Below are 25,620 nucleotides of genomic sequence, written 5' to 3'. Positions count from 1 at the left end.
CCCCGGACCGTGAACAGCCCCTTCGCCGAAACTATCCTTAGTGGCTCGCTCCTGCTTGCCATCCCGGTGGCGCTGCTCGCCGGCCTGGTGTCCTTCCTGTCGCCGTGCGTGCTGCCCCTGGTGCCCGGCTACCTCGGATACGTCACCGGACTGAGCGGCGTAGACCTGGAGAAGCAGAAACGTGGCCGGATGCTTGCGGGCATCGGGCTTTTTGTGCTGGGATTCTCGGTAATTTTCGTCCTGCTGGGCGGCGCGTTCGGCCAGCTGGGCACGCTGATCACCGGCTCGCAGAATGCCTGGATCACCCAACTGCTAGGGGTCCTGGTCATCCTCATGGGCGTGGTGTTTATGGGCGGGTTCGGCTGGCTGCAGCGCGATGCGAAGATCCACGCCAAGCCGCCGGCCGGCCTATGGGGCGCACCGTTGCTGGGCCTCACGTTTGGACTCGGCTGGGCCCCGTGCATCGGCCCCACTTACTCCGCCGTCCAGCTCCTGAGCCTGTCCGGCGGTTCATCAGCAGCCAAGGGTGCTTTCCTGGCGTTTGTCTACAGCCTGGGCCTGGGCATCCCGTTCCTGCTGATCGCACTGGCGGTCCGGCGCGGCATGGGCGTGATGTCCTTCTTCCGCACGCACCGCGTGGCCATTCAGCGGATCGGCGGCGGGATCCTGGTGGTGCTGGGCCTGCTGATGGCCAGCGGCGTCTGGGGCACCTGGGTCACCGAATTGCAGTACTGGTTCCAAACCGATGTGAAGTTGCCAATCTGATGAGCGAGCGCGTGAAAGCAAACAAAAAGTCTCCGGCCCCCGTTGGCGCAGCCAAAACTGAGGCGGCGCTGCCGGTCCTGGGGCCGGTGGAGATGCTGCGGTGGGCCTGGACCCAGCTGACCAGCATGCGCACGGCGCTGTTCCTGCTGCTCCTCTTGGCCGTTGCCGCGGTGCCCGGGTCCCTGTTCCCGCAGCGCCCGGCCAACCCGTCCATCGTGACGCAGTACATCAAGGGCAACCCGGACTACGGGAAGCTGCTGGATACCCTGCAGCTCTACGACGTCTATTCGTCGGCCTGGTTCTCGGCCATCTACATCCTGCTGTTCATCTCGCTGATCGGCTGCGTGGTCCCGCGTGCCATCGCCCACTACAGGGCCATGCGCTCCCAGCCGCCGCGGACCCCCAAACGTCTCTCCCGCCTCCCCGAGTACGGCACCCTGGTGGTTCCCGCCGACGCCGGCCTCCCGGCGTCGGACGCCATCCGCAGTGCCGCCGGAGTGCTGAAGAAGCGCGGCTACCGCGTTGACGTGAGGGACGACGACGGTGCGCGGCCGTCTTTGGGCGCCGAGCGCGGCTTCGCCAAGGAAGTGGGGAACCTGGTGTTCCATACGTCGCTGATCGGCGTGCTGGTGTCCGTGGCCGTGGGCGGCCTGTTCGGCTACAGCGGCCAGCGCATCCTGGTGGAGGGCGACACCTTCGTGAACACGCTGGTGGGCTACGACCAATTCACCCCCGGCACCAACTTCCAGTCCAGCCAGCTGCAGCCGTATTCCATCCAGCTGGACAAATTCGACGTCTTGTTTGACCGCGAATCACCAGGCAAAATCGGTCAGCCCATCGACTTCAACGCCGAAGTCACCACCCGGGAAACCCCGGACTCGCCTGCCAGGCAGGAAGTCCTGAAGGTCAACGATCCCGTGACCCTGGGCGGCACCAGCATCTACCTGACCGGCAACGGCTACGCGCCGGTGGTAACAATCCGCGACGGCGCCGGCAACGTGGCCATGCAGGGTCCCGTGGTGGCCAAACTCCAGGGTGACAACTACTACTCGTCCCTGGTGATCAAGGTCCCGGACGCCAAGCCGGAGCAGCTCGGGTTCCAGGGGTTCTTCCTCCCGACGGCGTTCGTCAACGATAAGGGCGTGTCCTTCAGCGGCGACCCCGATCTTTTCAACCCGCGGCTGTCCCTGAACTCGTATTACGGCGACCTTGGACTGGACAGCGGCTCGCCGCAGAACGTCTTCGAAATCGACGTCAAGGACCTGACCCCGCTGAACGCCCGCAACCTGGAGGCCGGCGGCATCACCCTGGCGCCCGGCATGAGCTACACCCTGCCGGACGGCAAGGGGAGCATCAGCTTCGACGGCGTGAAGCGATACGTGGGCGTAGACATCCACCACAACCCGGGCCAGCTCTACGCGCTCATATTCGCGCTGCTGGCCGTGGGCGGCCTGATCGTCTCGCTCTACGTCAACCGGCGCCGCGTCTGGATCCGGACCGGAACCCACGAGGATGGCCGGACCATGGTGGAGTATGGCCTGCTTGCCCGCGGTGAGGACCACCGGCTCGCCGCGGAGGTGGCCGTCATCCGGAAGCTGCTGTCCGAAGAGTGGCAGCTCGAGGATCCCGATTCCGACTCTGCTTCCAGCGTCACCCAGCAAACTCCCAGCCGCCAGGGCGATAATGGCGCAGTCTCGCTCACCTCCCCAGCTGGCCCCACCGGGCCGAAAAAGGACAAGTAATGCCGTTCGCCATCAACGAAACAATGGGCCAGTACAGCGAGCTGTTTATGCTGCTCGCCGCCGGCACCTACACCGTGGCCTTCATCGCCTTCGCCTGGGACCTCGCGAAGAGCAGCAAAGCGTTGCGCGCCATTGACCTGAAAGCGGCCGAGGCTGCCGGGGCCAGGGTACCCGCGATGGCCGGCGCCGGTGCGTCTGTTGGAGCGTTGGCTGGCTCAGCCGCGGTAGCGGACAGGGTGGACTCACACCTGGCCGGACCCGTGGGACGGGCCGAGCGGCCGTCGTCGTCCGTTGCCAAGCAGGGCGGGCCGGCTTCCGGGGCAGGGCAGACCGCCGACGCCGACATGCGCTACGCGGCGGAACGGCGCGTTCCGGCGCGGGTCGCCGTCGCCCTCACGGTCCTCGGTGTCTTGATCCACGGCGCCGGCGTGATCACGCGTGCCATCGGGTCCGGCCGCGTGCCCTGGGGCAACATGTATGAGTTCCTCACCACGGGGGCGTTCGTTGTCACGGCCGTGTTCCTGCTGGTGCTGATCCGCCGCGACCTTCGCTTCCTGGGCACCTTCGTGGTGGGCCTGGTAATCATCATGCTCGTGGCCGCCTCGGTGGCGTTCTGGACGCCCGTGGGCCACCTGGTTCCGGCGCTGCAGAGCTACTGGCTGGTCATCCACGTTTCCATCGCCGTGATGTCATCGTCCCTCTTCACCCTCACGTTCGCGATGTCCGCCCTGCAGCTGGTGCAGACGCACCGGCAAAAGACGGTGGCCGCCGGGGGCGCGGACAAGCTTGGCTTTATGCGCCTGGTTCCCTCGGCCCTGAGCCTGGAAAACCTGTCCTACCGGATCAACGCCATCGCGTTCATCGGCTGGACCTTCACGCTGATGTTCGGCGCCATCTGGGCCGAAAAGGCCTGGGGCCGGTTCTGGGGCTGGGACACCAAGGAAGTCTGGACCTTTGTGATCTGGGTGGTCTACGCCGGTTACCTGCACGCCCGCGCCACCCGCGGCTGGACCGGCACCCGCGCGGCCTGGCTCTCGATCGTCGGCTACCTCTGCGTGGTCTTCAATTTCACCATCGTCAACCAGTTCTTTAACGGTCTGCACTCCTACTCGGGCCTCTGAACTGGGGTTTCTCCGGGCGTCCCGGGAAGCGGCCAGTCAATACGCCAATCGATGTATGAATAAGGGTGTTGCCCCGCAGACGGTGATGCTACCTTGGTGGGAGTTGTCAGTGATGAAGCTCGCAGGCAACTAGCTGCGTTTTGCCGAGGTGCCCATGAACTATGTTCTGGCCGTTGATGTCGGGACCAGTTTCACCGCCGCCGCCATAGTCCGGATTGATCAGAATGCTTCGCGTGTTGCGGAGAGCCTGCCGCTGGGCCTCCGCGGAGCGGCCGTGCCATCTGTGGTGTACTACCCCGAGGAAGGCCCCGTCCTGGTGGGGGAGGCTGCCGAACGCCGCGGCCTCGACTCTCCGGAGCGGGTGGTGCGGGAATTCAAAAGGCGGGTGGGGGACGACGTCCCCATTGCGGTAGGCACGCTTTCCCTTCCCGCTGAGGACGTTTTCGCCACGATGGCGCGCTGGGTCGCTGACCGGGCGGAAGAGCGCGAGGGCGCGCCGCCGTCGGACATTATCCTTTCCCACCCTGTCTCCTGGGGCGCGCACCGGACCCAGCGCATCCTCGCCGCCCTGGCGGCAAAAGACCTGGCCAACGTCACCCTGATCAGCGAACCGGAAGCAGCGGCGCTGCACTACGCCGCCCAGATGCGCGTGGAGGACGGCAGCACCATCGCCGTCTACGACCTCGGTGGCGGGACCTTCGACACCGCCGTCCTGAAGAAAACAGACGCCGGACACTTTGAACTCCTGGGCCGTCCCGAAGGGATCGAGGGGCTGGGTGGCGCCGACTTCGACGCGGCGGTCCTGCGGTACGTTGCCGATCACTCCGGGCAGGGCCTGGCCAATCTTGACCCGTCGGCGCCCGGCGCCCTGGCGGCCCTGTCGCGCCTGCGGCGGGAGTGTGTTGAAGCCAAGGAGGCACTGTCCGCGGACAGCGAGGCCAGCATTTGGGTGCTGCTGCCGGGGTTCCAGCAGCAGGTGCGGCTGGTCCGTTCCGAGTTCGAGGCGATGATCAGCGAGCCCATCCGGGAGACAGTGGATGCCTTGGAGCGTTCGCTCCAGGACCTGGGGCTCACCCCGGCTGACCTGTCCGCGGTGCTTCTCATCGGCGGCTCGTCGCGCATTCCCCTGGTCGCGCAGCTGATTTCGGAGCAGCTGGACCGGCCCATCGCCGTGGATGCCGATCCCAAGTCATCCATCTGCCTCGGCGCCGCGGTTGCCGCCCTCCGCGCACAGCCGGAGGCGACCGCGCAGCCTGCTGCCTTGACCGCTCAGCCGGCAGCCGTCGTCGTCCTCACACTGGCTGAGGGGCATCCTGGAGCAGCGGGCCGACGTGCCAGCTGGTCCCGGCCTGCCGACGCCGGTGCTGCCGCACACTCCGTTGGAGCCCGTGCCGGCGGTGCCCATGCCCCCGGGCGCAAGGCCGGTGCACACGGGCCCCGTTCCACCGTGCGGCTGACGGCGGTAGCAGCGGTAGCGGCCCTCTTCACGGGGCTTACGGCGACGGCAGCCCAAAGCCCCGACGGACTCGGCAGCCTCACGGCGATGTTCGTCCCGGCGGGAGCAGACGCGGCGAATGCCGCCGCCGGAGATGCCGCGGTTCCGGGAACCGGCGCCGGTGGTTCGGCGGCGGGCGGTTCCGGGGCCGGGGGTGCCGCGGCGGGAGCAGGCGCGGCGCAGGCCCCGGTGCAGGGGATTGAAGCCAGCGCCAGGCCGGAGAACAGCAATGTGGCGGCCAGTGCTGCGGGACTGGACATCGCTGCGTCGCCCACCAGCAGGCCACCAACCGTAGCCGGCCAACCGGTCGCCGGCGGGGCCGCTGCCGGAACGGGTACCTCGGGTGAGCCCGCACCGGGTTCCGGAGGTTCCCTTCCAGGTCCGGTGACCTACCCGACAACGGACGCGGGCACGGTGCCCGTCGTTCCTGTGCCCGATCCGACCACTGACCCGGCCCCGGCTCCTACAACTGACCCTGCCCCGGCTCCTATAACTGACCCGGCTCCCGGCCCGACGACGGATCCCGCGCCGGACCCGACCACCGAGTCGGCTCCGGACCCGACGACTCCCGCACCCGACCCGACGACGGAGCCTGCACCGGATCCGACCACCTCCGCGGCGCCGGCCCCCGAGCCAACGACGGTCCTGGAGGCGGTGCCTGACCCGACGACGGACCCTGCACCGGTACCTGACCCGGTTGCCGAGCCGTCACCCACCATGGATCCCGCGCCAACCACCGAAGCGGCGGTCTGAGGCATGGCCGCCGATCAAACGCAGCACGAACGGGAACTGCACGAGGCAGGGACGTCGGCGCCCGGCGGAGCCACTGACATGGCACAGCAGTTGCGGGGCGAGAACGCGGCAGTCCGGGAACTCGTGCTGGCGTTGTCCGTGGGCTTCACCTTGCCCGGTCCGCTGCCCGGTGCGCTGGCGCACAAGCTGGAAAGCCCTGACAGTCCGGGCCTGGACGCCGTGGTACACCGCGCCGAGGCCTCGGGTCTGCTGCTTGCCGACGGGACCGTCGTCGGCCCCGCGCAGCACGCGCTCCTGAACGGCACGCCCACAGCCCGGGTGCATGCATTGCAGCGGGAACTCGTCGGTTTTGTTTCGGCCGAGCGCCGGCCCTTCGGCGACCTTGCCCGCGAGCTGGCGAGGGGCGGACTGGCGGACCCGAGGGTCGCCGCCGAACTCGAAACCGCAGCGGACAAAGCACTGGAGCACAACCCCGGTCTGGCCGCCCAGCTGTACAGCGAAGCGCTGCTGGCAGGGGCGGACGAACTGCGCATCGCTGCCCGCCGCGCCCAGGCCGCAGCCGCCACGGGCGACCTCGACGCCGCCGGCCGGATTATTGACGGGCTCCTGGTGAGCTCCGATCCGCCGGATGTCAGGCTTGGCGTCGATGTTGCTGCTTCCGTCTGGGCACAGCGAGGGCTGCTGGTCCGCAGTGCCGACCTCTATGCCTGGCTTGGTCCGGCGAACATGGGCCGGTCCGCCCCGCTTGCCGCGGTGGCCATGATCGGCAGCGGCGACCGGGCGGGCGCGGAAGAGGTCTTTCCCGCCGGGTCGGCACCGGTGTCGCCCACCCTACTGGCGGTAGCGCTTTCGCAAACGGGCAAGGGCGTGATGGAGTCGATGGAGCGGGATCCACACAAGGGCCTCCCCCTGCTGATCCATGCTTCGGACATGCTCAACGCGTCCGGTTCGGCGCTGCCCCTTCCGGACACGCCTGGAGCGTTGGCCGCGTTACTGGCCCTCCACAGCGGTGAATCCCACGTAGCGGACACCATCATCCGCTCCGCCGTCGCCGCGAGGCAGGGCGGTGACGCCGCCAAGCCACGGCTCCACCTCTTGCAGGCGTGGTCGGCCATGCAGCAGGACGATGCTGGCGAAGCACGGCTGGCCATCAACGAAGCCTCCAAAGCCAACCACTGGCCGCTGGTTCCCAGGGACGAGTTCCTGTGCGCGGCCCTGGAAGTGGGCCTTGCGCGGCGTAGCGGCGACGTCCATGACTTGGTGATGGCCTGGGAGCGCGCCCGCGAAGCGATGCTGCACTCCGCCGTCGACCTTTACAGCCTGCTGCCGTGGGGCGAACTGATGATTGCTGCCGCCCGGTTGCGGGAGACACGGCGCGTCGCGGATTATCTGGATGAAGCGTGGGCTCTGCTGACCAAGCTGGGGGAGCCACCCCTGTGGGCCGTTCCGCTTCACTGGGCGGCCGTCCAGGCTGCCCTGCTGAACCAGAGCCCGGCCGACCTTGCCCCGCATGCGGCAGCGCTGGTGCGGGCCGCGGACTACAGTCACATGGCCGCTGTGCTCGCCGCCGCAGGCAAGGCCTGGGTCAGCGTCCTGGCCGGCCGGTTCCAGACGACGGATGTGGAGAACGCTGCCCGGGGACTGAAAGTGGTGGGCATGCCGTGGGAAGGGGCCCGGCTGGCAGGACATGCTGCCGCGCAGGTAGACGAGCGCAGGGACATGATGCGGCTCCTTGCCTGCGCCAGGGACCTCCACCCGCAGGGCAGAACCACCGGGCCGCCCGACGGGCTGTCACCGGAAGTGCGCCGCAGCGCAGCCGAGAACAATCATGGCGCGCATCCTGACGCCTCGGGGCTCAGCGAACGCGAAAAGGAAGTGGCGCGGTTGGTCCTGGAAGGGAAGACCTACCGGGAAATCGGCGAAGCCATCTACATTTCCCCCCGGACCGCTGAACATCACATTGCCAGGATGCGGCGGAGGCTTGGGGCCGAAAACCGCTCCGATCTGCTGGTGCGCCTGAGGCTGGCGCTAAGGGCAGATCATCCGGGCCCGGACTGAGCCGTGCTGCCCCTAGCCACGAAACAGGCAAACCCCTAATGCGGGGCATCCGGGTACGGGGACACAACCCGATGCCCGGCCCCTACGAAGGACCTTAGGTTTGATTTAAGCCCGGCACCGAGGCCCGGCGATCCACAACTCCGAGAAGATTTGAGGCCCATCCAATGCCTACACTCGCAAACCAGCTCGTCCAGTTCCTGATGGGCCTGTTCAACAACCCCGCCGCTGCCCAGGAGTTCCTGAACGATCCGGAGCGTTCACTCGAGGGTGCCGGCCTGCGCCAAGTCTGCGCCGCCGATGTTGACGCCGCTATGCCGGTTGTCCTGGACTACGCACCCATCACTGTCAACGCTTCTTCCTTCGACCGGGAGTACAACACCGGCGGGAACACCTCGTGGACCGGCGGCAACGTCGGCGCCGGCCACACCCCGCCTCCTCCAGGCGCAGGCGGTGGCGCAGGCCACATCCCGCCACCAGCGGTGCACGACCACCATGACGACCACGCCCACGCCGTGCAGCAGCTGCACCACGTGGTGAACAACTACTCCTACACCTCAACGGTGGACGACCGCGACACGATCACGGACCAGTCGGTCAACCAAAACATCTGGGCCGACGGCGACGTGAACCAGTGGTTCGACAACGAGGCTGTCATCGCATCCGGCGACCAGGCCCTGGCTGCCGGCGACGACAACAACGTCCGGGACTCCTACAACACCACCGACTCGTACAACACGGACAACACCACGGACAACTCCACGGACAACTCGATCACCGCCGGCGGCAATGTCAACATCGGCAACAGCCAGCTGGATGTGGACGATTCGTTCAACACCGACGTTGACGTTGATGTCGCTGATTCGTTCAACGACAACTCCGACAACTCCATGGACAACTCGGTGCAGATCGAGGATTCCTTCCAGGACAACTCCGATAACTCGGATAACTCCACCAACACAGATGTTGCCGTCGAGATCGAGGATTCCTTCCAGGACAACTCCTCCGTGGACAGCTCCACCAACACCGACGTGGCCGTGGACCTGGCGGACTCCTTCAACGACAACTCGCAGACCGAGACCACCGAGGTGGAGGTTGTTGATTCCTTCAACCCGGTTGAGGTCGAGGACTCTTTCCAGGACAACTCGGACAACTCCACCAACACCGATCTGGACGTCGAAACAGACGTCGCAGTCGAGGATTCGACGATCGTTCTCTAGGCATCAGTTCCGGGTACCGGGAGCGCCCGGCAGAGGCCACCAGCCTCCTGCCGGGCTCTTCGCGGATTATCCCCCGTCCCACCCGCACCCCAGCTGCAAAGGACAAATTATGGCTGAATCGCAACGACCGGGAGTCCATGGACGGACGTCGGTTCCGATGAACTCCGGCCAGCTGGCGTCGCTGGTGGAGCAGGGCATCGAACTGGTGGGGACCGGGGACCGCGCGGACCTGCACAAACGCCTGGACCATACCCTGCGCCGACTGAAGGATCCCAGTATCCGCGTGATCGTGGTGGGGGAATTTAAGCAAGGCAAAAGCAAACTTATCAACGCCCTGGTGAACGCCCCCGTGTGCCCGGTCGACGACGACATCGCCACCTCGGTGCCCACCCTGGTACGCCACGGGGACCCCGCGTCCGCCGCCATCCTGCTGCCCACAGCCGGCACAGAGCCCGGCGACGAAGCCGGACTGGAGCGGCAGCCCATCAACATAGCCGACCTGGCGGCTTACGTTTCCGAGCGGGGCAACCCCGGGAACGTCAAGAAGCTGGTAGCGGCCGAGGTGTTCCTGCCCCGTAAGGTCCTGGGCGGTGGACTCACAGTCATCGATTCCCCGGGTGTGGGAGGACTGGGCTCCTCGCACACCTTGACCACCCTGACGGCCTTGCCCACCGCGGACGCCATGCTGCTCGTGTCAGATGCCTCCCAGGAGTACACCGAGCCCGAAATGCGGTTCCTGCGCCAGGCCATGCGGATTACCCCGAGCGTTGCGGGCATCCTGTCCAAAACGGACCTGTATCCGGACTGGCGGCGTGTGGAGGCCATGGACCGGGCCCAGCTCGCGCAGGTGGCGCCGGACATCCCATTGTTCGCGGTTTCCTCAGACCTCCGGCTGGAGGCCGCCCGCCTGCAGGACAGCGAGCTCAATGTGGAGTCAGGTTTCCCCGGGCTGATAGGCCATCTCCGCAATGAAATTGTGGGGAAAGCGGAACGCCTGCAACGGCGCTCCGTCAGCCAGGATCTGCTCTCCGTGACCGAGAACCTGCGCCTGTCCTTGCGGTCCGAGTTGGGAGCTCTTGAGGATCCTGAGGGGACGCCGCAGATGATTGCCGGGCTGGAGGAGGCGAAGTCGCAGGCCGATGAGCTCCGCAAACGGTCTGCCAGGTGGCAAATCACGCTCAACGACGGCATCGGGGACCTGATCGCGGACATGGAGTACGACTTGCGCGACCGGCTGCGGCGCATACAGCGCGAAGCCGAGGCCGCTATTGACCAGGGCGACCCCGGCCCCACCTGGACCCAGTTTTCCGCGTGGCTCGAGGAGTGCGCCGCCGCCGCGATCTCGGACACGTTTGTCTGGACCAGCGAACGCGCGCAGTGGCTGGCCGCACAGGTGGCGGAGCATTTTTCGGAGGACGAAGTGGCCCTGCCCGTGCTGCACGTCTCGGACACCGGCGATGCCCTGGACCCCGTGGACAATATGCCAACCCTCGACGACGGGCACGTGAACCCCCTGCAGAAGGTCCTGATCGGCATGCGCGGATCCTACGGCGGCGTGCTGATGTTCGGGCTCCTGACCGGAATTTTCGGTATGGCCCTGATCAATCCCCTGTCCGTGGGCGCGGGCCTGCTGCTGGGCCGCAAGGCGTACCGGGAGGACAAGGAAGCCCGGCTGAAGCGCCGGCAGGCCGAAGCGAAAGCGCTGGTCCGCCGCCAGCTGGACGATGTCACCTTCCAGGTGGGCAAGCAGCTCAAGGACCGCCTCCGCCTGGTGCAGCGCTCCACCCGGGACCACTTCACGGAAATCGCCGACGAACACCACCGCTCCCTGGCGGACTCGGTATCCGCAGCCCAGAAGGCAGCCACCACGTACACGCTGGAAAAGGACATCCGCATCCGCGAGATCAAGGCCGAGCTCAAGAAGGTGGACGCCCTGCACCATGCGGCTTCCCTGCTGGCCGCCGAAGTGTCGCAATCCCCGGCGCCGGGAAGTCCGACGGCGGGCGGGCCGTCGGTGGGCACGGCGCCGGTGGTTGCGGAGGCCAGATGAAGGAGTCCATCAGCACGGGAGTGGGGGACCTGATCCAGGACGCCCTGCTTCTGTATGCGGACGACCCCGCTGCGGCTGCGGCCTTGGAAGCCTTCGCCAGGCGGCTGTCCGAGCCCCTCAGGATCGCTGTGGCAGGCATGGCCAAGGCGGGAAAATCCACGCTGCTGAACGCCATTATCGGCGAGGAGATCGCCCCGACCGACACCGGGGAATGCACAAAGATTGTGACCTGGTACCGCTACGGGCACACACCCCGGATTACGGCCTACCCCATTGCCGGTGAACCGCACATCCTGCCGCTGAAGCGCGTGGACGGCCGCCTGGTGTTTGTCCTGGGCAACGCCCGCGCCGAGGACATGGAACGGCTGGTGGTGGAGTGGCCCTCGCCGGCCCTGCGCGAGCTCACGCTGATAGACACCCCGGGAATTGCCTCGTTGTCCGAAAACGTCTCTGCCCGGTCCACCGATTTCCTCATCCCCGTGGACGCGCCCTCCGAGGCTGATGCCATCATTTACCTGATGCGCCACATGCACGCCTCGGACCTGCGGTTCCTCGAATCCTTCAGGGATACCGAGGCGGGTAGGTCGGGAACCGTGAACGCCCTTGCCGTGCTGTCCCGGGCCGATGAGATCGGTGCGGGCCGCATTGATTCGTTGCTCTCCGCGGGTGACATCGCTGACCGGTACCGCCGGGACCACAGCCTGCGCAAGCTGGCGTTGGGGGTGGTCCCGGTGGCCGGGCTGCTGGCGCAGAGCGCACGCAGCATGCGCCAGTCGGACTTCGAGTCCCTGCAGGTCCTGGCCGGCATGGAGCGGTCCGCCCGGGAGCGGATGCTGCTCTCGGCGGACAGGTTCATCAGGGCCTCTGTCCCGGAAGGCCTGGGCGCTGAAGCCCGTGCCTCGCTCCTGGAGCGGTTCGGCCTGTTTGGGATTCGGTTGGGCGTGGTGCTGATCCGGAGCGGCTTCACCGAGCCCACGCCACTGGCGCATGAACTGGCCCGGCGCAGCGGCCTGGACCCGTTGCTGCATCTTGTGGCGCGACAGTTCCAGGCCCGCGGGGATGCCCTCAAAGCCCGCACTGCCTTGGTGGGAGTGGAAGGCCTGCTGCGCACTGTGCCCCGGGAGGGTGCCGGCCACCTGGCCGCTGCCCTGGAACGCCTTCAGGCCAACGCCCATGAGTTCCGTGAGCTCCGCTTGCTCGCCACGATCCGTACCACCGGTGTATCCCTCAACGATGAGTTGGCGGCGGAAGCCGAAAGGCTGGTCGGCGGCTGGGGAGCGGCGTCTGCCCTGAGGATGGGGCTGGCGCCGGATGCCGGACCGGACGAAGTCCTGGCCGAAGCCCGCCGCTGCGTGGACCGCTGGCGGACAGTATCGGAAAACCCGTTGACGGACCGCTCAGCCGTGGAGGCCTGCCGGGTGGTGATGCGCAGCTGTGAGGGTGTCGTGGCTGAATGCTCGGCGCTGCAGCTGCACGCGCAGTCCGCCTGAGCTCAGCCCTTATTGCCGCGTCCGCGCCGGCCTGAACTGCGCCGACTGGATCCGCGCTGCCTTGAGCCACCCGCCGGCCGAGGGCACGAAAACCGCCACCAGGCCGAGGAGCGCAAGGAGTAGCTGGGCTCCCCAGAGCATCACAACGTAGCGGCCGGCGTCGCCGTCGGGGACGAGGAAAGCTGAGGCCACCACCATGCACACCACCTGCCCGGCCAGCAGCGGGATCATGAGCCAGCGGGACCAGCCGCGGCGCGATGAGAAAATTGCCAGCGCCGCCGCTTCGAGCAGGATCACCAGCAGCAGGGCGCCCAGGCTGCCCCAGAAAACAATGGTCGCGGATGTGGTCACAGCGTCAGGTCCGCCGCCGGGGGACATCTGGTCCACCACAGTGCGGAGCCGCTCCAGGTGTGAGTCGCGGGTCAGGAACGAACCGATAAGCACGGCCACGCCTGCCACGAAGCTGAACAGCCAGAATGCCCCCCCCAAGCGGACACTCCGCGGTGTCGGCGGAATGACCACGATGGGCGCAGGAGCGGCGTAGGACAGCCCGGGCCGCGGCGGCGGCGGGCTGGCAGCCGCGGCGGGTGCAAGAGGCTGTTGGGATTCTCCGTCGGGGTGCTGCGCCATATTTTCCTACTTTATGTCGCCGGTATCGTGGCTGTCCGCGTCTCCCGTGCTGGCATCGCCGGCTTCGTCGTGGCCGATCCCACCGTTGCCCCGTTTGCCGGTGCTGTCCTGCCCGGTGCCCGCCGGACCGCCGTCGGATTTGGCCTTCGCCTCAAGGTCATCCTTGAGTTTCTTGAGGCGGGCGGCCTCAGCCTGGTTCCGGCGGCGCATTTCCAGGTTGCGGAGGAAATCGGGATCATCATCCGGCGCGGTGGGGTGGCTGCGTGGTTGGCGGACCGGAGCTGAGTCGCGGGGACGGCCGATCAGCAGCCACAGGATGGCGCCGAGCACCGGAAGGACAATCATCACCACGATCCAGGCCGGCTTGGAAATCCCGCGGGTGAGGCGGCCGTCAGTGCGGATCACGTCCACCAGGCCATACACAAAGATGACGAGAACGGCGACGGCGAGAACCACACGGAAGAGCATGCCATTAAGTCTATCGTCCGCAGGCCGGGGGCGTTCAGGCAGGGCGGCTAAACTTGCACCGTGGCTTTTCTAAAATACTCCCTGATCCGGCTGGCGCTGTTTGCGCCCCTCTTTGTGCTCTTTATGTTCCTGAAGCTGGGGGCGGTGCTGTCAGTCATCTGCGCAGCGCTGATCGCGTTTGCGGTCAGCTACCTTTTCTTCCAGAAACAGCGCGACGACGCCGCTGCCGCCATTCACGGCCGGCTCTCCGGCAAGGCCAAGCCGCTGCGCAGCGAAGGCGAGGTGGCCGATGCCGAAGCCGAAGACAGCCTCCTGGACGCCAACCCGGACATCACCATCCGGAACAGCGGCCCGAAGGCGCCCGAAACAAAGTCCCCCGAGGCCTAGCCGGCCTGGAGCCGGCTTAGAATCCGTGGCTGAGCACCAGCCCCAGTGAGAACAGCAGGCTGTAGCCCAGGTTAATCAGGCCGGTCTGCTTGAGTACGGGGATGAGGCTCTTGCGCTTGCGGCCGTTGATTATCAGCCAGGCGGGCATCAAGCAGGCCGGGATGAGCAGCAGCACAATCAGCATCCACGGACGTCCGGGAGCCAGGATGACCACCAGGAGGATGGCCACGGCCAGCATCAGCACATAGCTTTCGCGGGCGTGCTTGTCACCCAGACGCACGGCCAGGGTCTTTTTGCCGGCCTGGATGTCGGTGGGGATGTCGCGGACGTTGTTGGCCATCAGCAGGGCGGAGGCGATCAGCCCGGTGCCGATCGCACCGACCACGGACGGCAGACTGACCTGGCCGGCCTGGGTGTAGGTGGTGCCGAGGGTTGCCACCAGGCCGAAGAAGACAAACACGAAAACGTCGCCCAGGCCCATGTAGCCATAGGGGTTCTTGCCGCCGGTATAGCCCCAGGCGGCCATGACGCAGCCGATACCCACCAGGATCAGCCACCAGCTCTGGGTGATGATTACCAGAACCAGGCCCAACATCATGGCCAGCGCGAACGTTCCGAAGGCCACATATTTGACGTGCTCCGGGCGGGCCGTCCCGGATCCGACCAGCCGCAGCGGCCCCACCCTGTCCTCGTCGGTGCCGCGGATTCCGTCCGAATAATCATTGGCGTAGTTCACGCCGATCTGCAGCAGCAGCGCCACCAGGGCGGCCAGCACGGCATTAACGGGGCGGAAAGAATCCAGCTCGTAGGCCGCGGCGGTGCCGATCAGTACCGGGGCGATGGCGGCCGGCAACGTGCGGAGGCGGGCGCCTTGGATCCATTGTGCGGCTGTGGCCACGGTCAGTACCTCGTGTTGGGTCGGGAGAACGGTGAAACGGTGGTGGCGGCCGCGAACGGGCCGCCGGTGCAGCTCTACTCTACTTTCCCTGATGCAGCGCGTTGAGCCGGTCGATCATCGCCAGGCGGTCCGGCTTGCCGTTGGGAAGCATCAGCAGCTCCGGGCCGGCCAGCACGGTTTTCGGTGCCAGGCGGCCCAGCCGCCGGTGCCATTCCTCTTTGAGTACGACGGCGTGATCCCCGGTAGGGGTGCCCGTGGCACCGGCGCCAGAGTTACTTCCATCGAGGGCAACAAAGGCGGCCACGGCCTGGCCCCATTCCGTGGACGGGACGCCGGCCACAAAAGCCGCCGCGACGCCGTCGAACTTTTCCAGCTCTTCCTGCACATGCGCGGCAGAGACCTTGACCCCGCCGCTGATGATGACGTCGTCGGCGCGGCCCAGCACGGTGAGCCGGCCGTCCGCGTCCAGCGTGCCGAGGTCATTGGTGCGGTACCAGCGGACGCCGTCCTCCTCGAAGAACGTGTCCGTCGCTTCGGGCGCATCCATGTACCCGGCGGCCACTGTGTCGCCGCCGAGCAGGATGCGGCCGTCCTCGGCCACCCGAACCTGGACGCCTTCCAGCGGCACGCCGTCGTACACGCAGCCGCCGCAGGTTTCCGCGGACCCATATGTGGTGACCACCCTGACGCCGGCCTCGCGGGCTGCGTCCAGCAGTCCGGCCGACGCCGGTGCGCCGCCCAGCAGGATGCCGTTGAAGCGGCGCAGCACGGCCAGGGTCTCCGGCGACGGCGCCTCCAGGAGGCGTTGGAGCTGAGTGGGCACCAGCGAGGTGAAGCGGAGCTTGTCGGTCAGTTCCAGGGCGCCTGCCGTGAAGGCCTCGGGGGTGAAGCCGCCGGACATGTCCATGACCCACGGCCGGGTGCCGGCGAACAGCGAGCGCACCAGCACCTGCACGCCGGCCACGTACTGCACCGGCAGCGCCAGGAGCCACTGGCCCTCGCCCTTGAGCGCCAGGGCGGTGGCCATGGATGAGGCCGCCAGCGCCTCGACCGTGAGGATCGTGGCCTTCGGCGCGCCCGTCGAGCCGGACGTGCGGACCACCGCCACGGCGTCATCGCAGCCGGGCGTCTCGGTGTGTCCCACTACCAGTTCGCCGTTGGGGCTCACGGAAAGTTCGACGGCGGGTCCCTCACCGTGGAGGGCGGCGGCCAGGGCTTTAAGCACCGGGTCGATGTCCGTGGGACCGATGGTCTGGGTTCCGAGATTCATGTGCCGTCCTGCCTTGTGAAGTCAGCCGGAAGCCTGGAGGCCGGCCGGCTTGGAAGTTTTGTACCGAGGAGGTGCCTCGAAGGTGCCTAGAAGTAGTGCGGGAAGCGGGACCAGTCCGGATCCCGTTTTTCCAGGAAGGCTTCCTTTCCTTCCACGGCCTCGTCCGTCATGTAGGCCAGGCGGGTGGCTTCGCCGGCAAAGACCTGCTGGCCGGCCAGGCCGTCGTCGGCAAGGTTGAACGCGAATTTCAGCATACGGATGGCCTGGGGTGACTGGCGTGCGATGTCCGCGGCGTATTCCAGGGCCACCTCTTCGAGGCGCTCGTGGTCCACGGCCTCGTTGACGGCGCCCATCCGGACCATGTCATCCGCCGAGTACTCTCGGGCCAGGAAGAAGATTTCGCGGGCAGACTTCTGGCCGATCTGGCGGGCCAGCAGGGCAGAGCCGTACCCGGCGTCGAAGCTTCCCACGGTGGCGTCCGTCTGCTTGAACTTGCCGTGCTCGCGGGAGGCGATGGTGAGGTCCGAGACCACATGCAGGGAGTGCCCGCCGCCGGCAGCCCAGCCGTTCACCACGGCGATGACCACCTTGGGCATGGTCCGCATCAGCCGCTGGACCTCGAGGATGTGGAGGCGGCCGGCGCGGGCGGGGTCGATGGTTTCCTGCGTCTCGCCGTCGGCATACCTGTACCCGTCGCGGCCACGGATGCGCTGGTCCCCGCCGGAGCAGAAGCTGTGCCCGCTGTCCTTGGGGGAGGGGCCGTTGCCGGTGAGTAGCACGGTGGCGACGTCCGGGCTCATCCGGGCGTGGTCCATGGCGCGGTAGAGCTCGTCCACGGTGCCGGGGCGGAAGGCGTTGCGGACTTCCGGGCGGTTGAAGGCGATCCGGACGGTGGGCAGGTCTCGGATGACGGTGCCGTCTTCGGAGCGTTCTACCTGCCGGTGGTACGTCATGTCCTGGAAGCCGTCGAAACCGGACACGGTGCGCCAGCGGGTGGGGTCAAAGACATCGGACACCTTGGCGGGAAGTTGGTTGCTCACCGGACAAGTCTAGTAATCGGCTCAGCTGATGCAGAACTCGTTGCCCTCCGGATCGGCCATGGTGTGCCATTCGAGCGGGCCCTGGCCAGCCGTCCACAGGAAGCTGGCGCCGCGGGCTTCGAGTTCCTTCCGGACGTCATCCTTGTCCCGGCCATCCAGGCGCACGTCCCAGTGGACGCGGTTCTTGACGGTCTTTCCTTCCGGCACCGTCTGGAACAGGATGCGGCGGGCAGGTGCCTTGGCCTTGAGTTCTTCGACCGGGCGGATGGCCTGTCCTGTCCTCCACACGAGTTTGCCCCTATGGACCAACGTCTCGGCGTCCGTGGCGTAGCCCTGGCTGATCATGGAACGGATGAAGCCCTCGTCCTGTGGCTCAACGGCCCAGTCCAAGGTTTCCGCCCACCAGTCGGCGAGCTTATGCGGGTTCTTGCTGTCCACGACGATCTGGATGTTCAGTCCCATCCCACCAAAATACGACGGCGGGTGGCTGCTGGGTAGGGGGCGGCTGGGCGATGCTCCCCCCGGCATTGCAACGCGGGGTCAGATACGGCCCATCTGGCGGCCAGGCACCGGCTGTATCTGACCCCGCGTTGGTTGGGTTAGGGCTGGACCTGCTGTAGCTGCTCAAAGAGTTCGGGCGGGATGGCGTAGATGAAGATGACCGCCAGCAGGTTCTTGGCCGCGTGCACAAAGTAGGAGAACATCACGCTCTTCCCGGTCCACACGTAGACAAAGACCAGTGTGGCGCCCATGGCCAGATAGGGGAGCAATGCACTGAGGGTGATGGTTTCCTGGCCCGCGATGTGGATGCCGGCGAAGAGGACCATAGACGGGGCGCAGCAGAACCAGATGTTGAGCCGGCGGCTGAGCTTGCCGATCAGAAGGTGCCTGAAGATGTACTCCTCCACAAACGGGCCCACCACCACCAGGACAGGCACTATAAGCCAGGCGGGCACCTGTTGCATCAGTGCATGCAGCCCGGCTTGGTTTGCCGAGGTCTCCACTCCGCCGCCGGCCGCCACCACAACGGCCGTGAGGATCATCATGGCCACCACCGCGGCGGGCACCATCAGTACGGTGAACCACGGACGGGTGGCCAGCACGCGCAGGTCCCGGGCTACTACCCGGCGCGCGGCTGCCAGGGCCAGGATCCCGATGGTGCCATAAAAGATGAGGTTCACGGCGTACGATGCCGCGGCCGGACTGGGGGCAAGCTGGCGGATGAACGGGGCCAGCAGTTCCCCGGCGATGGCGAAGAGTCCGGCCACGGCCACGTAGAGGCCGACGGTGGGGAGATCAAGGCTGGAAAACCGGTACAGGTCGGGCTGCGGCGCGGGTGGTTTCCGGTGTGTGGTGGCCATGTCTTCAGCCTAGCTCCCCGTTTCAACGGGGGCGGGCGGCCCGTAGGCCCCCGTGTGCGGGTTCCGTCAGGCTTGGCCCGTGATGGTGAGGGCGATCAGGACACAGTTCAGGACAACGATCAACGCCGCGCTGGTCCAGCCTGCAATCTTCAGCGGCATTGAGTCCGCGTGGATGCCCATTACGTCGCGCCTACCGGTGAGTCGAATCAGCGGGATCAGGGCGAATGGGATACCGAAGCTGAGCAGGACCTGGCTCAGAACCAGGGCCAGCGTCGGCTCGATCCCGGCGCCGAGAACCACCAGGGCCGGGATCAGGGTGATCACCCGGCGGGTCAACAGCGGCACCCGGACCTTCAGTAGCCCGCCCATGATGGTGGCACCTGCGTAGCAGCCGACAGAGGTTGAGGCAAGGCCGGAAGCCAGCAGCCCGATTGCGAATACCACACCAATCACCGGACCGAGGGCAGAACTGACAGCGGCGTGGGCACCGGCAATGGTATCTGTTCCTTCGATGCCCCGAAGGCTTGACGCGGCCAGTAGGAGCATCGCGATATTGACTACGCCGGCCAGCATCAGGGCCCCGGCAACGTCAAATCGGGTAGCCCTTATGAGTCGTGTCCGGACGGCAGGATCCTCCGAGAAGCCATGCCTGTCCCTGGCCAGCGCTGAATGCAGGTAGATGGCGTGCGGCATCACTGTTGCCCCGAGCATGCTGGCCGCCAAGAGGACCGTATCCGTACCCTCAAAGCGGGGAATCAGGCCATCTAAGGCACTTCCGGCATCCGGTGGGTTCACGAAAAGCCCCGACACAAAGCCCACAGCGATCACCCCCAGAAGGACAAGTATCGCGTACTCGAAAGACTTTTGGCCGCGAGCGGACTGCAGAGCCAGCAGCAGCATCGACGCAAGACCGATGATGATGCCACCGGCCAACAACGGCAGTCCGAACAGCAGGTTCAGCGCCACTGCACCGCCGATAACTTCGGCCATGTCCGTTGCCACTGCCACAACTTCAGCCTGGGCCCAATACAACCGCCGGCGCCCGTTGCCTAGGCGCTTACCCATAATCTCGGGAAGGCTCAGACCCGTTGCCAAACCTAGCTTCGCAGACTGATACTGCACCAGAACGGCCATGGCGTTCGCGGCCACCAGAACCCAGACCAGCAAGTACCCGTAGCTGGCACCGGCCGTCAGGTTAGCGGCAACGTTTCCGGGATCCACGTAGGCAATGGCCGCAACGAACGCGGGCCCCATCAGCAGTAGACGTGACCACCGCCGCCCCGTTGCTGGCCGCGCCTGGAGTGTGGGAATGGCCATCATGGTCCTCATCATCGGGGGCAAACTGATACCACCAAGATAGCCTAATTTAGGCAAGCCGAAAACATTTATTTCGGGGTTCCGCGGGGCGTGTGCCAACGCGGGGTCACTTACGGCCCATCCCGAGGGGAAACATGGGCGTTAAGTGACCCCGCGTTGCTGGCAGATTATGGTGGCGCCGGTGGTGTCCTGGCTTGACGCTGCGGCTTCCGGCGGGGAAGCTGGAGCGATGAAGTCCTGAGCAGCAGCCCGGCAATGCCGGGCTGTTTTCCCGAATCCAGGGCCGCCGTCGAGCACCAGTTCCGGCGGCCACACTGCGGAATCTTGCGAGGACTTGTCTTGACTGAACACCTGAACCTTTCCGGCATCTCCCATGGCTATGGCGACCGGCAGCTGCTGGACGGAATCGGCCTGGTCATTACGGCCGGGGAGCATGTTGCCATCGTCGGCGAAAACGGCGCCGGCAAATCCACGCTGCTCCGGATCCTGGCCGGGCTGGAAGCGCCCGACGAGGGAACTGCTGTCAGCCACGGCCGCGTGGGCTACCTCGCCCAGACGCATGGCCTGCCGGAATCCTTCACCGTGGGGGCCGCCGTCGACTCTTCCCTGGCCTCGCTGCGAGCCCTCGAAGCCGAGCTTGACCGGCTGGAGGCCGGCCTCGCCGATGCCGAGGACGACGAGCTGGAAACGTACGGCCGGCTGCAGACCGAGTATCAGCTGCGCGAGGGCTATGCCGCGGAATCCCGTGTTGAGGCTGCGCTGGACAGGCTGGGTCTGGGTGGCCTGGACCGGAAACGGACGCTGGGATCGCTCTCCGGCGGCGAGCAGGAACGCGTGGCGCTGGCCTGTGTCCTGGCCGACCCGGCGGACATCCTGCTCCTGGACGAGCCCACCAACCACCTCGATGCGCGCGGAACCGCCTGGCTGGAGGACCGGCTGGCCGCCCATCGCGGGACGGTGGTGGTGGTGTCCCACGACCGTGTCCTGCTCCGCAAAGTGGCCAGCACCGTGATTGAGGTCGATGCCGAGCGCCTGGCCGTGACCCGTTACGGCAACGGCTACGACGGCTACCTCCGTGAGAAGGCCGCCGAACGCCAGCGCTGGGTCCAGCAGTACCACGAGTGGATCGATGCGATGGATGCCGAGCAGCGGCAGGCGGACACAGTGACCGGGAAGATGGGCTACGCCCGTCAGCGCGACAATGACAAAGTGGGCTTCGATTTCAAGGCCGGCACCTGGCAGAAGGCGGCGAGCAGCAAGGTCCGCAACGCGCAGGAACGGCTCCGGCGGCTGGAAGCTAGCCCCATTGACCGGCCGCCGGTGCCGTTGCGGCTTGCGGCGGAACTGGCAGTGGATCCGGAGGCTCTCTCTGCGGCGCCTCTTGCACCGGTGAGGTCCGGGGCAGCTGACCTGGCCGGGGACTCCCACTTGCCGGCGTCGGCGGTCCTCGTGGCCCGCGGCGTCGCCGTTCCGGGCCGCCTGCGCGTCACTGATTTCGCGGCCCGCGCCGGCGAGAAGATCCTCATCACCGGCCCCAACGGCGCCGGCAAATCCACCCTGCTCTCCGTGCTGGCAGGAACCTTGGAGCCCGTTGAAGGGCTCGTTCAGCGGCCTGCCCGGATCGGCTACCTGCAGCAGGAACTCGAATTGCCGCAACGGCCCGCGCTCCGCCTGCTGCCGGCATTCGCGGCCGGCCTCGGCGGAAACATTGATGAGCACGCCGAGGCTCTCCTGCGGCTGGGGCTGTTCCGCACCAGCGAGTTCCACGTCCCGGTGGGCAGCCTGTCCGCGGGCCAGCAGCGCAGGCTCGCCCTGGCCAGGCTGCTGCTGGGCGGCTACGGCACGCTGATTGTGGATGAACCCACCAACCACCTGGCGCCGGTTCTCGTGGAGCAGCTCGAAGAGGCTCTCGCCGGCTTCGCCGGGACCCTGGTTATGGTCAGCCACGACCGCGCCCTCCGGGACTGGTTTGCCCGCTGCGCGAAAAGGAGCGACACCTCGCGCACGGACGAATCCGGGCGCTGGATCCGGTATTCGATGGACAAGGGCGTCCTGGCCCCGGCCTGACGCCGCCACGGCGCCCCGGAAACGGTGAGGTTTCCGCAAAGGAAAAGTTACGCACAGCCCGGCCGGCGGAAACATCGGCGGCGGAAGATAGGCCTATGCCAGTCTTCCCGCCGGCCGAAAGGATCTGTCCGTGATCACCAAGAACCTTTTCCTGCAGGGCATTTTCCCGTTTGTGGGTACCGGGCTGGAAAAACCCGTACCCATCCACAGTGAACTGTCGCACTACGTTCCGGACGGTGTCATCAACCAGACGCTGTATTTCCGGGGCGGAAATTCGAGCAGCGAACTCATCACGGTGGTGCTGTTGCGCAACGGCGTGCCCATGCGTTACTTCCCCATCGGCGCCAAGAGCGAAGTCCATGTGCCGCTGCGGGTGGTGGAGGACATCGACGGCGGCTCGGTGGTGGAGCTCTATCTCGCCGCCCCGGATGGTGTTGGGGGATCCGTGGTGGTGGACCTGGGCATGGTGGAGCACTGATGACCAGCGTGCTGGACCGGCCGCAGGGCAGGCACTCAGGCGCCGCGCCGCGCCGTCGGCTGGTGGTGGTGGGCAACGGGATGGCCGGTGCCCGGGCTATGGAGGAGATCCTGGCCCGCGGCGGCGCGGACCAGTTCACCATCACCATGTTCGGCGACGAGCCCTACGGAAACTACAACCGGATCATGCTCAGCCACGTCCTCTCCGGCGAGGAAAACGACGCCGACATCTTCCTGAACGCCCTGTCCTGGTACCGCGAGAACAGCATCACCCTTCATGCCGGCGTCCGTGTTGACCGGATCGACAAATTCACCAAGCATGTCTTCTCCAACGACGGCCGGGTGACCCCCTACGACACCCTCATTATCGCCACCGGCAGCCGCTCCCACATGCCTCCGATGGACGGGCTCTACACACCTGGCGGGTCCGTGAAGAACGGTGTCTTCGGGTTCCGCACCATCGACGACACCCGGAGGATGGTCCAGCACGCGCAGCAGGAGCAGCACCTACGGGCGGTGGTGATCGGCGGCGGCCTGCTCGGTCTCGAGGCGGCCTACGGCCTGAAAAGCCACGGGATCGAGGTGGAGGTGGTCCACTCCGGCGGGCACCTCATGAACGCTCAGATGGGGCCCGACGGCGGCGCGGTGCTGCGCAGGAGCGTGGAGGCCCTCGGTATCCGGGTGCACACGTCCAGCCGTACCGCTGCTGTCCTCGGTTCGGACCGGGTGACCGGCGTCAGCCTCAGGGACCGGGACGACATCGCCTGCGACATGGTGGTGGTGGCTGCGGGGATCCGTCCGAACGTGGACATGGCGGTACTGAGCGGGCTGCCGGTGGAGCGGGCCATCGTGGTGGATGACCGGCTCCGGGTCCAGGACGAAGACGAGATCTACGCCGTGGGGGAGTGCGTCCAGCACCGCGGCGAGGTCTACGGCCTGGTGGCGCCGCTGTGGGAACAGGCAGTAGTGCTCGCCAACCACGTGACCGGCGCCGACACCTCCGCGGCCTACCTCGGCTCGCGGACCGCCACCAAGCTCAAGGTGGCCGGCGTCGACGTCGCATCCATGGGACTGCACGGTCCCGAACTCGACACCGACGAACACATTGTCTTCTCGGAGCCCAGCCGCGGGGTGTTCAAGTCCATCGTGGTCCGCGACAACAAAATGGTGGGCGCCACGCTCCTGGGCGACAGCCGGAAGGTGGCCTACCTGACGCAGGCCTACGACCGCGGGTTGCCCCTGCCGCAGGAGCGGATCGCCCTGATGTTCGACGTCGGCGGGCCGGGGGAGGACGTGGGCGTGGCCGAGCTCGACGACGGCGCCCAGGTCTGCAACTGCAACGGCGTCAGCAAGAAGGCCCTGGTGGACGCCGTGAAGGGCGGCTGCACCTCGGTTTCCGGCGCGATGGACGCCACCCGGGCGGGCAAAGGCTGCGGTTCCTGCAAACTCCTGGTCAAGCAAGTGGTGGAGTGGGCGGCGGACGGCGCAGTTGAAGATGACCCGGCCGCAAGCTACTACGTTCCCGGGATCCCGCTGGACAAGCCGGCCCTGATGGCCGCCATCCGCAAGCAGGGCCTGCGCTCCGTGTCCCAGGTATTCACGGCCCTGGCTCCCGGCAGGGCCGAGGACGCGAAGTCCAAAATGGGACTGGCCTCACTGCTGAAGATGATGCTCGCGGACCGGTACATCGACGAACGCGACGCCCGCTTCATCAACGACAGGGTGCACGCCAACATCCAGCGCGACGGCACGTTCTCCGTGGTCCCGCAGATGAAGGGCGGAGTGACGTCCGTGCAGCAGCTGCGCCGGATCGCCGACGTCGCCGAAAAGCACAAGGTACCCCTGATCAAGCTGACCGGCGGGCAGCGGATCGACCTGCTGGGAATCCCCAAGGAAGCCCTGCCGCAGGTGTGGGCGGACCTGGACATGCCCTCCGGGTACGCCTACGGCAAGAGCTTCCGCACGGTGAAGACCTGCGTGGGGAAGGACTTCTGCCGTTACGGCACCGGCGATTCCACCAAGCTGGGCATCGAGATCGAGTCCCGGTTCCAGGGGATCGAGTCGCCGGCCAAGCTGAAGCTGGCTGTGTCCGGCTGCCCGCGGAACTGCGCGGAATCGCTGGTCAAGGATGTGGGTGTGGTGGCTGTGGAGGGCGGCCGCTGGGAACTCTACGTCGGGGGAGCGGCGGGGGCGCACATCCGCAAGGGCGACCTGTTGGCCACCGTGGACGATCCGGGGAAGGTCAAGCTCCTCACCGGCCGCTTTATGCAGTACTACCGGGAACAGGCCAACTGGCTGGAACGGACCTACGCCTTCGTGCCGCGGGTGGGCATCGAACACCTCCGTGCGGTGATCGTGGACGATTCCGAAGGCATCGCCGCGCAACTGGACGCCGCGATGCAGGCCGCCGTGGACAGCTACGTGGACCCGTGGAGCGAACGCGACGATCCGCTTACGCCTGGCCAGTTCCGGACGGCGCTTCCGCTCACCGTCCTGCCCCAGGTGCCGGTCCAATGAGCACCGTGCCCGTCAGCACCAACAGCCACAGCCTTGGGCCCGTGGACCAGATCCCGTTTGGCGAAGGGCGCGCCTTCGGGGTTGACGGCGAGCAGGTGGCGGTCTTCCGGCTGAGGGATGGGTCCCTGCGCGCACTGTCCGCCGTCTGTCCGCACCGCGGCGGTCCCATTGCGGACGGAACCATCGACCTGCAGGTGGTGATATGCCCGCTGCACCAGCACGCGTTCAGTCTGGAAACGGGCTGCTCCAGCACCGGCGCCGAACCTCTGCGCACGTTCAGCGTCCAGGAGGATGCCGAACAGAACATTGTTCTGCAAAGCCACCATATACGTGGCAAAAGTTTGCCTTAACCGGGCTCGGGTGTAGCCCGCGTCACTTGTTGCGGTTCGGATCTTGTAGGATGGACAGGCCGTGCGAACCTTCGACGCCTTAGAGTTTTTGTCCATATAAATACCCCAGATGCGGGATTATCCCGAATTATCTGGACAAAAACTCGA

21 protein-coding genes are annotated in these 25,620 nt (G+C 66.6%); 13 read left to right on the top strand and 8 right to left on the bottom strand.

Translation table 11 applies throughout. From position 1 onward, the window contains the following. The first annotated feature begins 9 nt into the window (after nucleotides 1–9). The 8 genes from ACQCS0_RS17385 (at nucleotide 10) to ACQCS0_RS17350 (ending at nucleotide 12,691) form a co-directional block, all read left to right on the top strand. Nucleotides 10–765, top strand: a complete 756-nt coding sequence (locus ACQCS0_RS17385) for a cytochrome c biogenesis protein CcdA (protein ID WP_354155205.1) — start codon at nucleotides 10–12, stop codon at nucleotides 763–765. Next, nucleotides 765–2,507, top strand: coding sequence for a cytochrome c biogenesis protein ResB (gene resB / locus ACQCS0_RS17380; protein WP_354155206.1), 1,743 nt, complete (start codon nucleotides 765–767; stop codon nucleotides 2,505–2,507). The genes ACQCS0_RS17385 and resB overlap by 1 nt, the downstream gene beginning before the upstream one ends. Continuing rightward, nucleotides 2,507–3,628 carry a c-type cytochrome biogenesis protein CcsB gene (gene ccsB, locus ACQCS0_RS17375; RefSeq protein WP_354155207.1) on the top strand — a complete coding sequence of 374 codons (1,122 nt, stop codon included), beginning with the start codon at nucleotides 2,507–2,509 and terminating at the stop codon, nucleotides 3,626–3,628. The genes resB and ccsB overlap by 1 nt, the downstream gene beginning before the upstream one ends. A 154-nt stretch (nucleotides 3,629–3,782) precedes the next feature. After that, the gene (locus ACQCS0_RS17370; protein WP_354155208.1) at nucleotides 3,783–5,876 is read left to right on the top strand and encodes an Hsp70 family protein; all 2,094 of its coding nucleotides are present in this window, start codon (nucleotides 3,783–3,785) and stop codon (nucleotides 5,874–5,876) included. A gap of 3 nt (nucleotides 5,877–5,879) precedes the next feature. Continuing rightward, nucleotides 5,880–7,934, top strand: a complete 2,055-nt coding sequence (locus tag ACQCS0_RS17365) for a LuxR C-terminal-related transcriptional regulator (RefSeq protein ID WP_354155209.1) — start codon at nucleotides 5,880–5,882, stop codon at nucleotides 7,932–7,934. A gap of 164 nt (nucleotides 7,935–8,098) precedes the next feature. Then, a complete protein-coding gene (locus tag ACQCS0_RS17360) occupies nucleotides 8,099–9,151 on the top strand; it encodes an IniB N-terminal domain-containing protein (RefSeq protein ID WP_354155210.1) in 1,053 nt (350 codons plus the stop codon). Nucleotides 9,152–9,308: 157 nt separating this feature from the next. Continuing rightward, complete coding sequence (locus ACQCS0_RS17355; RefSeq protein WP_426939579.1) at nucleotides 9,309–11,201, top strand: dynamin family protein; 1,893 nt, start codon at nucleotides 9,309–9,311, stop codon at nucleotides 11,199–11,201. After that, nucleotides 11,198–12,691: a dynamin family protein gene (locus ACQCS0_RS17350; RefSeq protein WP_354155212.1), complete on the top strand. Its 1,494-nt coding sequence runs from the start codon at nucleotides 11,198–11,200 to the stop codon at nucleotides 12,689–12,691. Before ACQCS0_RS17355 ends, ACQCS0_RS17350 begins: the two co-directional genes overlap by 4 nt. A gap of 9 nt (nucleotides 12,692–12,700) precedes the next feature. Here ACQCS0_RS17350 and ACQCS0_RS17345 read toward each other — a convergent pair whose 3' ends face one another. Then, nucleotides 12,701–13,321, bottom strand: a complete 621-nt coding sequence (locus ACQCS0_RS17345) for a hypothetical protein (RefSeq protein ID WP_354155213.1) — start codon at nucleotides 13,319–13,321, stop codon at nucleotides 12,701–12,703. A gap of 6 nt (nucleotides 13,322–13,327) precedes the next feature. Continuing rightward, a complete protein-coding gene (locus tag ACQCS0_RS17340; RefSeq protein WP_354155214.1) occupies nucleotides 13,328–13,789 on the bottom strand; it encodes a PLDc N-terminal domain-containing protein in 462 nt (153 codons plus the stop codon). 60 nt (nucleotides 13,790–13,849) lie between these two features. Between ACQCS0_RS17340 and ACQCS0_RS17335 the strand changes: the two genes are divergently transcribed. Continuing rightward, the gene (locus tag ACQCS0_RS17335) at nucleotides 13,850–14,176 is read left to right on the top strand and encodes a DUF4229 domain-containing protein (protein WP_354155215.1); all 327 of its coding nucleotides are present in this window, start codon (nucleotides 13,850–13,852) and stop codon (nucleotides 14,174–14,176) included. Nucleotides 14,177–14,192: 16 nt separating this feature from the next. Here the strand turns inward: ACQCS0_RS17335 and ACQCS0_RS17330 are convergent, their stop codons facing one another. The 6 genes from ACQCS0_RS17330 to ACQCS0_RS17305 form a co-directional block, all read right to left on the bottom strand. After that, entirely contained in the window at nucleotides 14,193–15,074 is an 882-nt protein-coding gene (locus ACQCS0_RS17330; RefSeq protein ID WP_354155216.1) for a 1,4-dihydroxy-2-naphthoate polyprenyltransferase, read from the bottom strand. A 79-nt stretch (nucleotides 15,075–15,153) separates the two neighbouring features. Continuing rightward, entirely contained in the window at nucleotides 15,154–16,344 is a 1,191-nt protein-coding gene (locus tag ACQCS0_RS17325) for an AMP-binding protein (RefSeq protein WP_354155217.1), read from the bottom strand. A gap of 86 nt (nucleotides 16,345–16,430) precedes the next feature. After that, nucleotides 16,431–17,384, bottom strand: a complete 954-nt coding sequence (locus ACQCS0_RS17320) for a 1,4-dihydroxy-2-naphthoyl-CoA synthase (protein WP_354155218.1) — start codon at nucleotides 17,382–17,384, stop codon at nucleotides 16,431–16,433. 21 nt (nucleotides 17,385–17,405) lie between these two features. Next, nucleotides 17,406–17,846 carry a VOC family protein gene (locus ACQCS0_RS17315; protein WP_354155219.1) on the bottom strand — a complete coding sequence of 147 codons (441 nt, stop codon included), beginning with the start codon at nucleotides 17,844–17,846 and terminating at the stop codon, nucleotides 17,406–17,408. A gap of 137 nt (nucleotides 17,847–17,983) precedes the next feature. Further along, nucleotides 17,984–18,745: a CPBP family intramembrane glutamic endopeptidase gene (locus tag ACQCS0_RS17310; protein WP_426939929.1), complete on the bottom strand. Its 762-nt coding sequence runs from the start codon at nucleotides 18,743–18,745 to the stop codon at nucleotides 17,984–17,986. Between the two features lie 66 nt (nucleotides 18,746–18,811). Continuing rightward, nucleotides 18,812–20,062, bottom strand: a complete 1,251-nt coding sequence (locus ACQCS0_RS17305) for an Nramp family divalent metal transporter (protein WP_354155314.1) — start codon at nucleotides 20,060–20,062, stop codon at nucleotides 18,812–18,814. A gap of 339 nt (nucleotides 20,063–20,401) precedes the next feature. Here ACQCS0_RS17305 and ACQCS0_RS17300 point away from each other — a divergent pair, with 339 nt between their 5' ends. The 4 genes from ACQCS0_RS17300 to ACQCS0_RS17285 all read left to right on the top strand — a co-directional run bounded on the left by ACQCS0_RS17300 (nucleotide 20,402) and on the right by ACQCS0_RS17285 (nucleotide 25,473). Then, nucleotides 20,402–22,129 (top strand): ABC-F family ATP-binding cassette domain-containing protein, encoded by a 1,728-nt coding sequence (locus ACQCS0_RS17300; protein WP_354155221.1) that lies wholly within the window; start codon nucleotides 20,402–20,404, stop codon nucleotides 22,127–22,129. A 130-nt stretch (nucleotides 22,130–22,259) separates the two neighbouring features. Next, on the top strand, nucleotides 22,260–22,607 hold the full coding sequence (locus tag ACQCS0_RS17295; RefSeq protein ID WP_354155222.1) for a molybdopterin oxidoreductase: 348 nt from the start codon (nucleotides 22,260–22,262) through the stop codon (nucleotides 22,605–22,607). Continuing rightward, on the top strand, nucleotides 22,607–25,123 hold the full coding sequence (gene nirB, locus ACQCS0_RS17290; protein WP_354155223.1) for a nitrite reductase large subunit NirB: 2,517 nt from the start codon (nucleotides 22,607–22,609) through the stop codon (nucleotides 25,121–25,123). The genes ACQCS0_RS17295 and nirB overlap by 1 nt, the downstream gene beginning before the upstream one ends. Further along, nucleotides 25,120–25,473 carry a Rieske (2Fe-2S) protein gene (locus ACQCS0_RS17285; RefSeq protein ID WP_354155224.1) on the top strand — a complete coding sequence of 118 codons (354 nt, stop codon included), beginning with the start codon at nucleotides 25,120–25,122 and terminating at the stop codon, nucleotides 25,471–25,473. Before nirB ends, ACQCS0_RS17285 begins: the two co-directional genes overlap by 4 nt. Nucleotides 25,474–25,620 lie beyond the last annotated feature (147 nt).

Origin of the sequence: Pseudarthrobacter sp. S6 (assembly GCF_050156575.1) — a bacterium.
In the GTDB taxonomy this organism is placed as follows: Bacteria; Actinomycetota; Actinomycetes; order Actinomycetales; family Micrococcaceae; genus Arthrobacter.
The sequence above is the reverse complement of the archived record's forward strand: the minus strand, read 5'-3'. Positions and strand labels throughout refer to the sequence as shown.